A 15,035-nucleotide genomic window follows, 5' to 3' on the forward strand; every position below is an offset into this window, starting at 1 on the left:
TACTATTGTAAAAGTATTTTTACGATATTTATCTCGGTTTTTCATAGAATATTGGATTAAACGGGGCTGGATTTTTATCCTGGCCCTTTTTTTATGCCTGAAAGTATCCCAACCCAGGTTACAATGTCTTGTAAATACGTACAGAAACCTTACTCCGGCAACCGGGCGCCATACTCCCCTTCATGGTATTTTAAGAAGTTTTCCCCGGCAGTTGCTTACAGTTTCACTTTGATCCCCCCATTTACAACAAAGCCTTCGGTATGTGTCCAGATTTCATCGAATGTGGGGTTATTGTGTAATCCACTGGCAACTGCCTTATAGCGGCTCTGGCGGGTATCGGTAAAGTTTTCGAAGTTGATGTACAAAGAAAACTTGTTGAAGATTTTTTCTGCCATAAAGCCGAACACCGAAAAAGGAACTGTTTGGCTGCCATCGCTCAGGTATTGTCTGCCCGTGAAGTATCCCTCCAACCCCAGTTTGAGTTTGCCTTCTCTTTCATAGATGAGAGCGCTGTTTAGCTTGGTTCGGGGTACAAGCGGTAAGTATTGATTCAGGGTGCGGTATTTTCCTTTAGCATCTGTTAGTGTATACCCCAGGAATAGTTTGAAGTTTTCCCTAAAGATGATACGTGCATTGGTTTCGAAACCTGCACTAACAACGGGATCGCTGGCGTTTGCAAAACTATAGTTCCAGCCGGTATTGCCTGTTAATACGAGGGGATCATTGATGAGGGTGTAAAAGAACATATGGTTTAAAGAAAAGCTGAGATTTTCACCTATCTCAGTCTTGAAGTTGATGTCGGCTGTTCCACCATAACTCTTTTCTGATCTCACGTTATCTAGTTGCAGAACCTGGCGGTACTGTAAGGTTTCCGTTTCCTGGGTAAACAACGTTGGCGTTTTATATCCCATCCCTGCTCCAATACGCGATGACCACTTTTCATTATAATTAAACAATACAGATATCCGAGGTAGAACAAAATATTCGTTATTGGAATAGACCCTATTAGTATAGTTCACATCATCAAGCCGCAGCCCGGCCTCTACTTTTACATGTTCATTCAGGTCACGGGTGTACTGGGCATATACTCCCGCTGTAGTCGTCTTAATATCCCTTGCAGTGGGGTTAAGCTTCTCCTTGAATTTATTGATTAAGAGGTTGGCCCCCAGAACAAAAACCTGTTTGCCCGTACCTGCTACATACGAAATGTCTGTGAAAGCAGTATGATCAACCCCGGAAAACCGGTATGCAGGAAGGTCTATGCTGCGATCAAAAATGCTAAAGCTTTGTTTTGCAACCACTCGTTTGTTTTCACCTAACCTGCTCTCCAGATCGAAGGTGCTGATGTTGCGGAGCGTCTTGTTTCTTTCGAAATATTGGTGGTCCTGATCTGCCTTCTCGCGGATTACGACGATATCACCGCCGGTTCTGCTGCCCCGGGTAAAACTGTTTCCGATAGCGATTGTCGTATGCTCCCCGGGGTATAGGAATAACTTTGGGTGAATGGTAAATTCATCAGAAATCGGTACTTCGGTAAAATCATCTTTGTCGACATCATAGGGATTTTGATGATTATATAAGCCGAGCACCGTAAAGCCTGCTTTTTTGCCCCGGCCTGAGACAAAGGCACCAACATTACTTTGGCCGATATTTGATTGATTTAAGATAAAGCTGTACTCCGGGGTAAGTTTTGGTGTTTTTGAAATGAAGTTTACAACTCCGGCAATGGCACCTCCGCCAAACAAGGTTGAAGCAGGACCTTTGATGATTTCAACTTGTTTCAGATCCAGCGGTGGGATCTCTAATACACTAAGTCCGCTGGAGAAATTTCCAAAGTTCGCAAAGCCGTCTTTGAGCAGTTGCGTATACCTGCCATCCAATCCTTGTATCCTGATATTGGCATTACCCGTTGTAGCCGATGTTTGCTGTACCTGTATGCCGGTGCTTTCATGAAGGATCATGGCCACGTTCGCGGGACGCATATTGGTTTTTTCATCGATCTCTTCCAGCTCAATGGTCTCTACCCGGGTAGGTGTATTAAGAATGGTTCTACTGGTGCGTGTTGATTGCACAATAACTTCTTCCAGTTCCTCTTCAGCTCCTTCCAGGACGATAACGAGACCGTGTGCCGATAAGGGAACCGTTATCCGGGTTTCTTTCTCCTGGTAACCCACCGACGATGTTGTTAAAGTGTACCTGCCATTTGAAGACAAATACAACATTGCAAAACCGGTACTGTCGCTTACTGCACCTTTGCCACTGCCTTTCACAATAACAGTCGCCAGGAGTGGTACATTAGCTTCATTAACTACTTTAATCCTGAGTTGTTGTTGTGCATAAGAACAGGTGCCTGCAAGTATTAAGGTTAAGAAGAACAGTAAGCGCATAGTTGAAAGCGAAATTTTGGGTGAATAAACTGCACCAAATCACCGGACCTGATGGTGTGCTATGCAACAAGCCGTTTGCTCATTACAACAATGCAACAAGATAGGTCAGCGCCCGACATTCCATTCGCATCGGTGCAATCTTTCTTTCCTGCCAGTTGATCCAAGCCCCAATTTGACTATGGTACTTTCTTTCCTATACTGCTTAAGCAATAACGCCTATCGTTCGCTGCTGATATGGAGATACCAGGGTCTGAAACTTGGGAGTTCCATGGCGCCAGGCTTAGCTACAGCAGTTGGGACCACAGCAGGCAGCTTTTTGTACCGCGGGCTTAACCGCAAAAACGGTGATACTATAAATACCTGTACCCGATTGTTCAAATGCACTTATTTCTTCCTGCGATAAGTACCGGCTCAAGATGTCACCTGGTATTGCAATCGGTTTTGACTTTTGAACGGTGATGTCGGTGAACCCATTGTTTTTGATTAATTGGAGGTACTCGCTTTGCTGTATGGCGCCCGCTACACAACCTGCATACATCTCTGCCGCCTGTTGTATTTTTTCCGGCAATTCACCCGATAAAACAATATCCGAAATACTAAAGGAAGATCCGAAGCCGTAATAACAGGTAAACGATAAGGGAAGGATCTGATTGGATTTTCAGAAACAAAACAAAACAGTTGTATGAGAATCCGAATAGCATATAGGCGGTAAACGAAAACGCCCTTCACAATTGTTACAATTATGAAGGGCGTTTATCAGCTGTAGGGGGAGGGGTCGAACCTCCACGAGGCAGTTAGCTGTAGCGCAAAGTTCAGTGGTCGACCCTGGTCGCTTTAATATTGCTATTAGAGCGGCTCTACACTACGTTTATCCTGTGATCCTCACCCCCGAGACAAGAGGGCATGTCTGCCAAAAGTTTCATCACCCCACAGTATCCAGGCCTTGTGCCTGTTTGAATGATTTGATAATGCAATATTAAAGCAAATGGCCGTTATGTTGCAAATCTATCAAGATAAATTTTTAAAGTTTCGAAATTTTCCAAATATTTGCTTTAAGTCTTAGAGACCATGTAACAATAATAACTTATCGGGCAATGAAATTAAATCTTGACAAACTGGATTACCAGATCATCTATGAGATGATGGAAACCGCTGAAATTTCTTATGCCGACCTGGGCAAAAAGCTATTTGTTTCCGGTGGTACCATCCATGTAAGGATAAAAAAGTTACAGGAAGCAGGTATAGTAAAAGGTACAAGAATGAACGTCGACTTAAAAGCGCTTGGTTACGATGTCATTGCATTTATCGGCATCTATCTTGAGAAAAGTTCGCTGTACGACAGCGTTTTGAAGGAATTGCACAAAATTCCGCAAATCGTCCGGTTGAACTACACTACCGGTAATTACAGCATGTTTGCTGAGATCGTTTGTAAGGATATCAACCAGCTACGTTATGTTTTGCACGATGAGCTTCAGAAGATCAGGGGGATAGAAAGAACGGAAACATTCATTTCCCTACAGGAGAGTTTCAACCGAAACGTAGTCGTTACCGACCAGGGTTGATGTTTAAATAAAAATCTTACCCTTGAAATTGAGTATGTAGCGTAGAAGTGGATATTTATGGAGGAAGGATGTTTGTTTTAAACCGCGCTGGCAGTTTTACAATAGTATGGACATCCTGATACCGGGGATCTTTGTTTTAGTGTTTTTGAAAAGTGAATGCATGTGCCGAAATCATACTCACCATTCCTGGCGTAGTGCCAGTACGGGATTGTGCGTGATAATATCCCGGTTTTCTTCGGCCGGTGACCAACAACCGGGTTGAGGTTTCGTACACCAGGCAAAAACGGAGGCCTGCTCCAACTAGAACTGCGGATGGATGTTGAGACGTTTGGGCTGTTCCTATTTTACCGTCCTGCCTTTCCACTGGTACGTTCCAAATTTGCCCAGCCAGCCCGCAATTACCGTATATAAAATGTGAAAAGGCTGCATCACAGGAAACCACCACAACATGCTCCGTTCATTAAAAAATCTTGCAACAGGTAGCATAAACCGGAGTTCAATAATCGTTTTACACACGATCAACAGGAGCCAATACCAGATTGCAACAGGAACCCAAAGTGCAAGTATTGGCAGTAATACCAGCGACAAATTAAAAAGGTATACCGAAACCAGAACCCAGAAGATGCGTTTGTCCTCATAACTTTCTGCTTTACTTGCCCAGCGAATCCTTTGGTTTAGAAAGCTGGTCCAGTCTGGCATTGGCAGGGTTTCCGTAATTACTTCGTCGGAAAGCAGGAATCTCACCTGCCTGGGATGTTTTAAGAAGATCTTATGCATCAACAACATGTCGTCCCCACTTGCAATATCATCTATCCCTGCAAACTTCCCTGCCTCATTGAAAACGGCTTTGCTATAAGCCAGGTTGGCGCCATTGCACATACTGTGAAAACGATTGTTTACCGAAGCTGCAGTAATGCCCTGAAGGCTTATGAAATCAAGACACTGGAAAATCGAGATAAACGAACCCGTATTGGTAAACTTAACAGGTGCAGCAATAAACACCGCGTTGCGTTCCTTCCTGAAGCCATCAAAAGATCGCAACCAGTTCGGGCGTACTTTACAGTCTGCATCCGTGGTAACGATCCAATCTCCCGCGGCTTTTTCTATTGCCAACTCGATGGCTTTTTTTTTATAGGAGTTCAATTTACCGGCAGGCAAAAGCTCTTCGAGATTGAAGAGGCGAAGGTTTGTATGCCGTTGTTGGTATTGCACGATGATTTCAGCAGTACGATCAGTACTATGGTCATCGATGACAATCACTTCGTAAAGGTCTGGCGGGTAGTTCTGCGTTAAAACAGACTCCAGGCACGCGCCAATCTGTTCCTCTTCATTGCGGGCGGGAATAATGATGGAAAATGAAGTAGTTGGTTTTATGCCTTTGTTTACAGCAAAAGGCTTAACCTCCAGGAACCAGCGACGATAGTTCTCAATTAGGGTTGCATAACCACCAAGAAGTAGTGCGATCAGTAGTAACAGTAGCCAGGTCATTCAAAGCAAAGAAAACAACTATTGATCATTCAAGTTCGTTAAGTTGAGCAGTTTGTTAAATTGATCTGCCCCTTTGTACTTCGCTGTAAAAGGTAAAGCAACGGTTTGCCAGAAGATTAACCCGGTTGAGATCCGGGAAATCGCTTAAGTAAAGGATTTTGACTAGTCATTAAACAGTTCTGCAATAACGGGAGTGTGCCATTCACGCAATAGGTCATGCCCTGCTTCAATAATCTTCACGCTTGCATATTGTTCGATCTTTTTCAGGAAGTGCTGGCCGCTGGCATAGTGGATAATTCGGTCGAAGCTGCCAAACAGCATTCGCACTTTGATATCATGTTTTGGGATAACCTTCTTCAGCCGGTACAACTGAGGCTTGAAGTTTTTCATGATCCGCCATCTACGATACAAGGCTATTCGCTGAGGTTTATCTTCGAAATAATAGTCAACAAAACTTGCAAGGTTCTTGGTGATTACCCGGCTTTTTTCAAGTAAGTGTACCATGCTAAGAAACCAGCCCGGGTGATGCACGGTATAGTCGAAAAGCCTGCTGCCTGCCCATGTTTGGGTTGTAAACCATAACCACGATTTATACTTCAGGCCATCAGGGGCAAGCAAAACCACCCTTTCGATTTCATCAGGGAGCATTTGGGTAAGGTGCAAAGCAATACGACCACCCATACTAAAACCAAGAAGCGATATCTTATGGCCTTCTTTATTTAAGCTCCGCCTGATACCTTGTACAATCTGAACGAGGTCATCCGGTTCAAAATCAGGGTGATCCCATTTAGTAAAACCGTGGAAAGGAGCGTCCAGTGCTACAATCGTATACCGGGTACCTAAAGCCTTGGCGAGGAAACCAAACGTATAACTGTCGCGTCCATAGCCATGAAAGCAAAACAGCAATTTTGGCCCGTTGCCAAAAACGCGGTAGTGAAATGAAGATGTATTATGTGTAAAAAATCGATCCTGCATTAAAGCGTTATGTTATCGGCCCACATTAACAAAAGATGTGCCCCAACTATTTTCCATAACAGGCACCAGGCACTTCCTTTAGCAATAATACAATGGGTTTTCGCCTTTACAAGAAAAGACCTGGGCGAAGGCATTTCCCTGTTACTGCAATCTAGGCCTGAGCCCGTAATGCATCAAAGCAGCTTGTATACTTGAAAATGATAAACGATTTTCAGGGAACCCGCTTCAAAAATGTAAACCACAGCTAATGAGGTGAGCGGCCATAGGAACGATTAGGTAGATGAACTAACCTGCCTAAAGCAATCTAAACGAGGCGGATCAACCGCAGCTTTGATTGTCCTAAGCGACTCAGCTGTTTAAAAGATTGTTATTAATCTTCCCAAACCTTCAGCCCTTCGCTACAATTTGCACAGATGTCGATATTCTGCCTGCTTGTCATGATTTCTTTTCGAAACTGTTTATAGTTGTCGTTGTTCCAAACCTCTTTAAAAGTTTGCACCTGCAGGTTTCCCAACTGATGGCTTGCATCTTTGTCGAAACAGCAGGGTACGACAAGTCCGTCCCATGATATTACATTTCCCTGCCACAGTTTCCAGCAGTGATTGCCCATACCGCTCTTCGACTTCATCTTGCCATTCTTACCCTTTCGATAACGACTGTACTTTTCAATACTCGGAATAAGTTGGTTCGGGTCATTTTCGTAATCATAAACCTGGGCGGTTTTAAACCGAACCTGGTCGACACCAACCTCTTTTGCAAGTTGTTTAATGTCTTCAATCTGGTGTTCGTTATGTTTTACTACCAGGAATTGGAAGAACACAAATGGCGTTTTGCTGTTCAGTTCCTTCTTCCACTTTACAATGTTCTTTGCGCCCTCGATTACTTTTTCAAGTTTCCCTCCCACGCGGTACTGCTTATAGGTATCCTGGGTAGTGCCATCAATAGAAATAATCAGCCGGTCAAGACCGCTCTCAACGGTTTTTTTTGCATTTGCATCATTAAGATAATGGGCATTGGTGCTTGTAGCTGTATAGATCCCTTTGTCAGAAGCATACTTAACCATGTCGAGAAAATCCGGGTTGAGGTAAGGTTCACCCTGAAAGTAGAAAATAAGGTAGGTGAGTTCTTTATGGATATCATCAATCGTGCGACGAAAGAAGTCCTGTTTGAGCATCCCGGTTGGCCGGGTAAAGGCGCGTAAGCCACTGGGGCATTCCGGGCACCTGAGGTTACAGGACGTTGTGGGCTCAAAAGAAACAGAGATTGGATAACCCCACTGGATGGGTTTACCAAGCAGCCTGCTCAAACGGTAACTCGACAATACTTTCAAGGCATTCCATGCTCTTGCCGGGGTAAGCTTTGAGATATAATTGAGGCTATCGTTTAAGTTGAAATACATCATAAGAACGGTAAAATTAAGCTTCCCTGATTACAATATTGGTTTGGGACGATCTTAGGCGGCAAATTCCTCACCAATGTTCATTTCGGCCGGCTTGTATAATGTCAAATAGGGTATTTTTGTCATTCAACCGTTTATTATGGCCATCGATACCAAACAACTGGAATTAAACATCAACCTTCATGCGCTCCAGCCGGGTTTTCTTAATTCTGAGTTGCATTATGTAATCGCTTCTGCTGAGAATAATTTCCGCTTTGCGGGTCTGGACGATGAGCCGGCGGTCGATGAAGAAAAGTTCTACTGCTTTCTAACCGAAGAAGAACTTTTTATTCCGGCAGGCAATATGACCCTTCCCGAAAGTTATGTTTTGCGAAAGGAACCCGCTTACCCTGTCGTGCAAACAGCAGAAGATTTCGAGTCCATCATCGCCAACTTGCCAAAACGCGGAGTTGCCAAAGCAATCCGGAAGTTCTCAACTGCAGACATTGAGGAGCTTCGAACCCGGTTAACCGAAAAATATGGAACACTGGATTGCCATGTCGTAAAAAGCGGGGAAGGTCAGCACCTGTTGTTTGTAATCAATACCATTATCGACATCTCGATTGCTGCAAACATGGTTTACTTCCGGTACCGTAACCAGTTTGGCGACGAGCACCCGCTTGTCTAACCCCAGGCCAAAGCATTTGCAATTCTTTTTTGGGCGCGCCGTGTCTCTCGTGAGCGAGCTGCTATCTGGGGTTATCGTGCTATCCAGGCGCAAGGCTGTTTCTGCGTAACTAATTTATGGCGAGCTAAGCACCATTTGTGCTTTCCGTGCCATCCGTGTGCTAAACCCATCTGTGCCCATCCGCGTCATCTGTGTGCCAACTTTTTCCATCCGTGCACATCAGTGTGACGCCCTCTCCATCTGTGCACATCCTGTAATTTTCAGTTACCATTCACACAGAATTGGTCATATTTGTTGTACATAGGTGTCTATGTTGTGTTCCTGATATGGCTACCCGAAGAAAAAAGACGAAATCAAGGCGGGCATTGTGGCTGATTGTGCCTTTGCTGTTAATCGCCGTTACAAGTACAGTTTACGTATGGTATACCTTCTTCAGGGTCAAGCAGGCCAGGTTTGCGAGGTACCCTGCCTTTGGCATAGACCTTCCAGTTAATTACGAAATCCATGGTATTGATGTAAGCAAATACCAGAGTTACGTTTACTGGCCGGCCGTGAAAAAAATGAAGGTTAAGGATGTTCAGATTGGCTTCACCTTTATCAAGGCAACAGAAGGATTGGGTAATGTAGACAAACAATTCCGCCGGAATTGGGCGCTTGCTGGCGAAGCCGGGCTACCTCGTGGCGCATATCACTTTTTCATTTGTCGTAAAAGCGGTAAGGCGCAGGCGAGGAACTTTATCAATACGGTTAAATTATCACGCGGCGATCTGCCCCCCGTTTTAGATGTTGAACAATTGTTTGGGGTAAAGCCGGAGAAAATGCGCAAAGAAGTTAAGGACTGGCTTACAATGGTAGAGCAACACTACAAGGTGAAACCCATTATTTACACCTATGTAAATTTTTACAGCACCTATATGGGGACGGAATTTAACGACTACCCGCTTTGGGTTGCCCATTACCACGAAAAAAACAGGCCGAGAATCAACCGCCCATGGATATTCTGGCAACACAGCGAACGTGGCCGTGTAAATGGAATTACCAGTAGGGTAGACTTCAATGTTTTTAATGGAGATCGTTCCGACTTCGAGAATTTATTAATCCCGTGATCTAAACTTTAGCCCCACCAGGTTAGTTATATTACTCAAACAAACAATCACATGGAACCTGAAGCGCTTAACTTTTTGAAACGTATAGGCAAATCGCTTGGCATCGGGTTGGTGTGGTTGTGTATTACCGTAACCGCAGCATTAAAAAATGACAATGCTTTTCCCGATAATGGCATCCGGCTGGCAAATGTTTTGTTTTACTTATGGCTTGTCGTAAGCGTAATCATCATGGTAAGGATCTTCCAAAAATTATGGACGGCCGATGACATCGAGCAGGAATGACCATCGATCCGGCAATTCCTTTTATGCTATGGATTTTTTCCGTCGATTATTAAGGGGGTTTTATTTCCCATGATAATCACCTTGGCGTTTTGCGAAGTGGCAATTTCCTTTAAGGCTTTAATTTGTTCATATTGCAATTGGTTATCCGTTAGGCCCGTATTAATGATCCGCTGGTAATCAGCAATACCCTGTGCTTCCACACGTTTCCGTTCTGCTTCCTGGGTTTCTTTCTGTAGTACAAATTGCATTTTCTGCGCTTCCTGCTCAGCATTAATTTTTTCTTCGATTGCAGCTTTAACTTTATTAGGCAGGGTAATATTCCTGATCAGCAATTGTTCTACTTCCAGGCCGCGTTTGCTAAAGTTATCTGCTATCGTTTTAAAGATACGGGTTTGAAATTCATCACGTTTAGTGCTGTACAAGTCGATGGCAGTATAGTAAACTGCATTATCCCTTATCTTGGTCCGGGTAACCGGCCTTACTATTTTATCGCGAAAATCATAGCCTGTTTCCCTAACCAGCTTAGGTGCGTCGTTTGCCTGCACCCGGTACAAAACGGTAAGGTCAATAATAACTTCAAGACCATCCGATGTAAGCACCCGAATAGCATCATCCCCGGTATTGTCTCCTTCATCGCGAACACTGCTCATTGTGTAATTTTGGGTTCTCACGTCCAGTTGTTGCACCTCCATTACCGGGTTAACCAGGTGTAGCCCGCTCCTGAGCACGTCGTTTTGCACTTTGCCGAAAAGTGATTTGATACCTATCTCACCCGCATCAATCTGGATCACAGAAGATACTAAGATGCCAATTACAATCATTGCAAGTCCAACCAATCGAACTATTCCCCGGTAACCGGGCAAAGGCGCATTCATTTTCCGTAACGATGCAGCTGCAAAAAACACAATTACACCGAGTATGATAAGTAGCATTTTCAGGGTTTATGTTGCTAAAGATAACATATCGCAGCACCTTTATGTTTATGTTTCTGCACCAGGCCGGGCTACCACAAAACAAAAGAGGCGCCCACCGGGCACCTCTTACACAATTGTTGTTGGCTGAATTAAAGCAGGTGATTTGCAACACAGTACTCCGCGATCTGTACGGCATTTGTTGCTGCACCTTTCCGCAGGTTATCACTAACGATCCACATGTTTAGCGTATTAGGTTGTGTTTCATCCCTGCGCAGCCTGCCTACAAATACATCGTCTTTTTCGTGTGCCCAAAGTGGCATAGGGTAAGTTTGGCTCGACGGGTCATCTTGTAAAACAATGCCTGGTGAGGAACTCAAAAGGTCTTTAACATCCTGCATCTCAAATTCATTGGCGAATTCCACGTTTACACTTTCACTGTGTCCGCCCATAACCGGGATACGGACTGTTGTAGCAGTCACTTTTATCGAGTCGTCGCGCATGATCTTTTTCGTTTCATTCACCATTTTCATCTCCTCTTTGGTATAGCCATTCTCCATAAAAACATCAATCTGCGGAATAACATTTAAGTCAATCGGGTACTTGTAAGCCATTTCACCCGAAACATTTTTTCGCTCGTTCATCAATTGATCCACGGCTTTCACCCCTGTTCCGGTAACACTCTGGTAGGTGCTTGCGATAACACGTCTTACACCATATTTCTTGTGCAACGGATTTAATGCAACAACCATTTGTATGGTCGAGCAATTTGGGTTTGCAATAATTTTATCTTCTCTTGTCAGCGCATCTGCATTAATCTCGGGAACCACCAATTTTTTAGAAGGATCCATTCTCCAGGCGCTTGAATTGTCTATCACAGTAATACCTGCAGCTGCAAATTTCGGTGCCCACTCAAGTGAGGTGTTGCCGCCGGCTGAAAACAACGCTACATCTGGTTTGGCTGCAATGGCATCGGTCATACTTACTACTTTATACTTCTGACCTTTGTATTCCACTTCTTTACCCACTGATCTTTCCGAAGCAACGGGAACGAGTTCCGTTACGGGGAAATTTCTTTCCGCCAGTACCTGTAACATTTTTGTGCCCACCAGGCCGGTGGCGCCAACTACTGCAACTTTCATTGTTTTTGGTTTTATGGTTTAGTTTATGAACTCTTTTTTTTGGACCCGGCTGATGCGCTTTTTTCAACAGCCGTTGCGTCGCACTCTTGTACAATTATTCTTTGCGCAACGAGTGAATGTACTTTCATTCAATTGTTGCCAAACAACACCCTTACTGCAAACAGCTTGTAGAACCTTATTGATTGTTACAGTAATGGGTGCAGTGAAAACAATTCGGAGCACAAAAAAAGCCTTCCGTTGAGGGAAGGCCTTATATGCTTTAATTATAGAAAACGCAGGCAACTTCCCCTAAGGAAAATGTTTCTTAATGCGTTTAATATAAATGGTAGTTGTGCTCATCTGTTGCGAATGTAATTGCAAAATTATCTGCAACCAAAAAATATTTCCGGCAACGATTGCGAAAACGGCTTGCGCATTATGAATTAAGAAGTGGAATGAATATCTTATTCCCACTGTTTAATCGCCGGAACCAATGAAAACATCCGTTGTAATTATTTTGTTTCTATTGTACCTTATTCCGGCAAAATCACAATTTACCGACCACTTCAACGACGGTGATTTTACCAGCAATCCCACCTGGAATGCAAACCCGGCCGACTTTGTCATTAACGGAACGTTTCAATTACAAAGCAATAACACCAATGCAAACAGCACTTTCCAGATTAATACGTTAAATCAACTTGCAACCGAAACTGAATGGGAGATGTTTGTTGCATACGCTTTTAACCCATCGTCAGCAAACTATGTGGATGTTTACCTTACTGCTTCCAGCGCCGACCTTGGCAGTACCGCAAACAGGGGTTATTTCGTTAGAATCGGCAACACCGATGATGAAGTTAGCTTGTACCGCAAAGATCAAAATGGAAACATTACCCGGCTTATTGATGGCGCAAATGGCTTGCTAAACAGCAGCAACATCAGTTTAAAGTTCAAGGTGATCCGCAATGCCGGAAACGAATTCAGTTTGTACACCGATATCACGGGCACAGGAAATAATTACACAATTGAGGGCAGTGCAACCGACAGCACTCACCAGGCATCCACGTACTTTGGAATGGTAGTTCGCCAGAGTACAGGCAGCTTTTTTCAACGGCATTTTTTCGACGACATCCAGGTAAAACCCTATGTGCCCGATATTGTTCCGCCGTTTATCTTAAACGTTATTAGCACATCACGCAACAGTGTCGACATATTGTTTTCCGAAGCACTTGATCCTGCCACGGCGCAAACGCCCGCCTGTTATGCGGCAGGCAGCTCATCTATGCCAGTTACTGCATCGCGCGATCAACTTAACGCGGCACTTATACACCTGGTTTTTGCAACCTCTTTCACTAGTGGCGCAACCACCGTTCTCACGGTAAACGGCTTAAAGGACCTTGCCGGAAATACACTCGTAACCGGCACTTCAACCTTCGTATACTACGAACCTCGCCGGTACGACGTGGTAATCCACGAAGTATTACCAGATCCTACTCCTGTGGTAGGTTTGCCCGATGCAGCCTTCATTGAACTTAGGAATACGAGCCCCTATCCAATTAACCTGCAAGGTTGGAAAATACGATCCGGAACAACAACAAGCGGCAACTTTCCTGCTTATTCCTTGAAGCCGGACAGCTTTGTAATCATTACCTCAACAACCGCGGTAAGTAAGTACCATTCCTATGGTCCGGCATTGGGACTTGTCTCCTTTCCTTCGCTTGCTTCTTCAGCTGGAGGCCTTGTTCTTATGACAAAGGAAGACCTGACCATGCACGCCATCAGTTACGACCAGCAATGGTTTCAAAATCCAGTTAAAAGCAATGGTGGCTGGTCGCTTGAGATGATCGATCCAAAGAACCCCTGTACCGGTGCAGGAAACTGGAGGGCAAGCACCGACAGCCGGGGTGGAACACCCGGTGCCAGGAATACTGTAGAAGCCACAAATGCAGATGTACGCCCGCCGAAACTGCTTCAGGCAACCGCAGCCGACTCATTAAGCATACAGCTGCTCTTTGATGAACCATTGGACAGCGCTAATGCGTCGGTGATTGCAAATTACCTGTTAGATGAGGGCGTTGGGCTAGCCGTTTCAGCCGAACCGATTGGTCCCCTTTTTACCAGTGTAACAATAAAGCTGGCAAAACCCATGGTACGCGAAAAAAGGTACACCATAACCGTAAATAACGTGACCGACTGCAGCGCTAATCCATTATCCGGATCAGGCATGGTAAGCGTAGGATTGCCCTCCGTTGCAGATACCATGGATGTGGTGGTAAACGAAGTATTGTTCAACCCGAAGGCTGGCGGCCACGACTTTGTTGAGATATACAACAGGAGTAAAAAGATCATCGACATCAAAGACCTGTATATTGCCGGCAGGGCAACTTCTAATGGAGCCCTTGCGGGGCTAAAACAATTGCAGCCGCAAAGCAGGTTATTCTTTCCGGGTGAATTCCTGTGCATCAGCGAAGATGGGGATGCTGTCAAAAGGGATTATGCAACAACGAACCCCAATCAATTTGTCGACATTGCAACGATGCCATCATACCCCGATGCAAATGGTACCGTTGTACTGTTGAACAACCAGGGAACGATCATTGATGAGTTTAGTTATGACGAAAAGTGGCATTTTGATCTGCTTAATAATACAGAAGGGATATCACTAGAAAGAATAGATTATAACGCTGCTACTCGCCTGAGAAGCAATTGGTTTTCTGCTGCCGCAACAAGCGGTTACGCTACACCCGCTTACCAAAATTCACAGTACCGCGCCGATCTTAGCCCGCCCGGCAACCTAAGCATAGAACCCAAAGTTTTTTCGCCCGACCAGGACGGAACCGATGATTTTACAACGATAAAGATTGTTATGGGAGAGCCGGGTTATATGGCCAATATTAAGGTGTTCGATGCATCTGGCAGGCTGGTAAAGGTGATTGCTGCTAATGCGCTGTTGTCAGCATCGGCTTCTTTCAGGTGGGACGGCCTGAACGACAAGATGAAAAAGGTTCCTGTAGGTGCTTATGTTCTGCTGGCCGAAGTTTTTAACCTTAATGGAAAAAAGAAAGCCTTTAAAAACGCGATTGTTGTTGCCTCAAAGTTCTGACTGACCATTGCTGTAAAGCATCACTTAGCATTGC

At 44.5% G+C, this 15,035-nt stretch carries 12 protein-coding genes; 5 read left to right on the forward strand and 7 right to left on the reverse strand.

Features of this window, described 5'->3' with window-relative positions; translation table 11 throughout:
* Nucleotides 1-215: 215 nt before the first annotated feature.
* Both EXU57_RS16270 and EXU57_RS16275 read right to left on the reverse strand, forming a co-directional pair.
* Nucleotides 216-2,387 carry a TonB-dependent receptor domain-containing protein gene (locus tag EXU57_RS16270; RefSeq protein WP_133269288.1) on the reverse strand — a complete coding sequence of 724 codons (2,172 nt, stop codon included), beginning with the start codon at nt 2,385-2,387 and terminating at the stop codon, nt 216-218.
* A gap of 280 nt (nt 2,388-2,667) precedes the next feature.
* Nucleotides 2,668-2,955 carry a hypothetical protein gene (locus EXU57_RS16275; RefSeq protein WP_133269289.1) on the reverse strand — a complete coding sequence of 96 codons (288 nt, stop codon included), beginning with the start codon at nt 2,953-2,955 and terminating at the stop codon, nt 2,668-2,670.
* Nucleotides 2,956-3,481: 526 nt separating this feature from the next.
* Here EXU57_RS16275 and EXU57_RS16280 point away from each other — a divergent pair.
* A complete protein-coding gene (locus EXU57_RS16280) occupies nt 3,482-3,949 on the forward strand; it encodes an Lrp/AsnC ligand binding domain-containing protein (RefSeq protein WP_133269290.1) in 468 nt (155 codons plus the stop codon).
* 339 nt (nt 3,950-4,288) lie between these two features.
* Here EXU57_RS16280 and EXU57_RS16285 read toward each other — a convergent pair whose 3' ends face one another.
* The 3 genes from EXU57_RS16285 to EXU57_RS16295 all read right to left on the reverse strand — a co-directional run bounded on the left by EXU57_RS16285 (nt 4,289) and on the right by EXU57_RS16295 (nt 7,814).
* Nucleotides 4,289-5,437 (reverse strand): glycosyltransferase, encoded by a 1,149-nt coding sequence (locus EXU57_RS16285; protein WP_133269291.1) that lies wholly within the window; start codon nt 5,435-5,437, stop codon nt 4,289-4,291.
* A gap of 162 nt (nt 5,438-5,599) precedes the next feature.
* Nucleotides 5,600-6,412 carry an alpha/beta fold hydrolase gene (locus EXU57_RS16290; protein WP_133269292.1) on the reverse strand — a complete coding sequence of 271 codons (813 nt, stop codon included), beginning with the start codon at nt 6,410-6,412 and terminating at the stop codon, nt 5,600-5,602.
* 370 nt (nt 6,413-6,782) lie between these two features.
* Nucleotides 6,783-7,814, reverse strand: a complete 1,032-nt coding sequence (locus EXU57_RS16295; protein WP_207955504.1) for a radical SAM/SPASM domain-containing protein — start codon at nt 7,812-7,814, stop codon at nt 6,783-6,785.
* A gap of 136 nt (nt 7,815-7,950) precedes the next feature.
* On the opposite strand from EXU57_RS16295, the gene EXU57_RS16300 reads away from it, so the two are divergent.
* From EXU57_RS16300 to EXU57_RS16310, 3 genes are all read left to right on the forward strand, one after another.
* On the forward strand, nt 7,951-8,478 hold the full coding sequence (locus EXU57_RS16300; protein WP_133269293.1) for a hypothetical protein: 528 nt from the start codon (nt 7,951-7,953) through the stop codon (nt 8,476-8,478).
* A 326-nt stretch (nt 8,479-8,804) separates the two neighbouring features.
* Nucleotides 8,805-9,584, forward strand: coding sequence for a glycoside hydrolase family 25 protein (locus EXU57_RS16305; RefSeq protein WP_133269294.1), 780 nt, complete (start codon nt 8,805-8,807; stop codon nt 9,582-9,584).
* Nucleotides 9,585-9,635: 51 nt separating this feature from the next.
* Entirely contained in the window at nt 9,636-9,866 is a 231-nt protein-coding gene (locus EXU57_RS16310) for a hypothetical protein (RefSeq protein ID WP_133269295.1), read from the forward strand.
* A 26-nt stretch (nt 9,867-9,892) separates the two neighbouring features.
* Here the strand turns inward: EXU57_RS16310 and EXU57_RS16315 are convergent, their stop codons facing one another.
* The gene (locus tag EXU57_RS16315) at nt 9,893-10,798 is read right to left on the reverse strand and encodes a prohibitin family protein (protein WP_133269296.1); all 906 of its coding nucleotides are present in this window, start codon (nt 10,796-10,798) and stop codon (nt 9,893-9,895) included.
* 131 nt (nt 10,799-10,929) lie between these two features.
* Nucleotides 10,930-11,919 carry an aspartate-semialdehyde dehydrogenase gene (locus tag EXU57_RS16320; RefSeq protein WP_133269297.1) on the reverse strand — a complete coding sequence of 330 codons (990 nt, stop codon included), beginning with the start codon at nt 11,917-11,919 and terminating at the stop codon, nt 10,930-10,932.
* A gap of 472 nt (nt 11,920-12,391) precedes the next feature.
* On the opposite strand from EXU57_RS16320, the gene EXU57_RS16325 reads away from it, so the two are divergent.
* Nucleotides 12,392-15,001 (forward strand): lamin tail domain-containing protein, encoded by a 2,610-nt coding sequence (locus tag EXU57_RS16325; protein WP_133269298.1) that lies wholly within the window; start codon nt 12,392-12,394, stop codon nt 14,999-15,001.
* Nucleotides 15,002-15,035: the final 34 nt, after the last annotated feature.

Source organism: Segetibacter sp. 3557_3 (assembly GCF_004354985.1).
GTDB lineage: Bacteria > Bacteroidota > Bacteroidia > Chitinophagales > Chitinophagaceae > Segetibacter.

What these genes read in the sequence shown, in the direction of transcription:
- EXU57_RS16295 (WP_207955504.1), bottom strand. Translation starts at nt 7,814, where the DNA reads ATGATGTATTTCAACTTAAACGATAGCCTCAATTATATCTCAAAGCTT.
- EXU57_RS16285 (WP_133269291.1), bottom strand. Translation starts at nt 5,437, where the DNA reads ATGACCTGGCTACTGTTACTACTGATCGCACTACTTCTTGGTGGTTAT.
- EXU57_RS16280 (WP_133269290.1), top strand. Translation starts at nt 3,482, where the DNA reads ATGAAATTAAATCTTGACAAACTGGATTACCAGATCATCTATGAGATG.
- EXU57_RS16310 (WP_133269295.1), top strand. Translation starts at nt 9,636, where the DNA reads ATGGAACCTGAAGCGCTTAACTTTTTGAAACGTATAGGCAAATCGCTT.
- EXU57_RS16320 (WP_133269297.1), bottom strand. Translation starts at nt 11,919, where the DNA reads ATGAAAGTTGCAGTAGTTGGCGCCACCGGCCTGGTGGGCACAAAAATG.
- EXU57_RS16305 (WP_133269294.1), top strand. Translation starts at nt 8,805, where the DNA reads ATGGCTACCCGAAGAAAAAAGACGAAATCAAGGCGGGCATTGTGGCTG.
- EXU57_RS16325 (WP_133269298.1), top strand. Translation starts at nt 12,392, where the DNA reads ATGAAAACATCCGTTGTAATTATTTTGTTTCTATTGTACCTTATTCCG.
- EXU57_RS16270 (WP_133269288.1), bottom strand. Translation starts at nt 2,387, where the DNA reads ATGCGCTTACTGTTCTTCTTAACCTTAATACTTGCAGGCACCTGTTCT.
- EXU57_RS16315 (WP_133269296.1), bottom strand. Translation starts at nt 10,798, where the DNA reads ATGCTACTTATCATACTCGGTGTAATTGTGTTTTTTGCAGCTGCATCG.
- EXU57_RS16290 (WP_133269292.1), bottom strand. Translation starts at nt 6,412, where the DNA reads ATGCAGGATCGATTTTTTACACATAATACATCTTCATTTCACTACCGC.
- EXU57_RS16300 (WP_133269293.1), top strand. Translation starts at nt 7,951, where the DNA reads ATGGCCATCGATACCAAACAACTGGAATTAAACATCAACCTTCATGCG.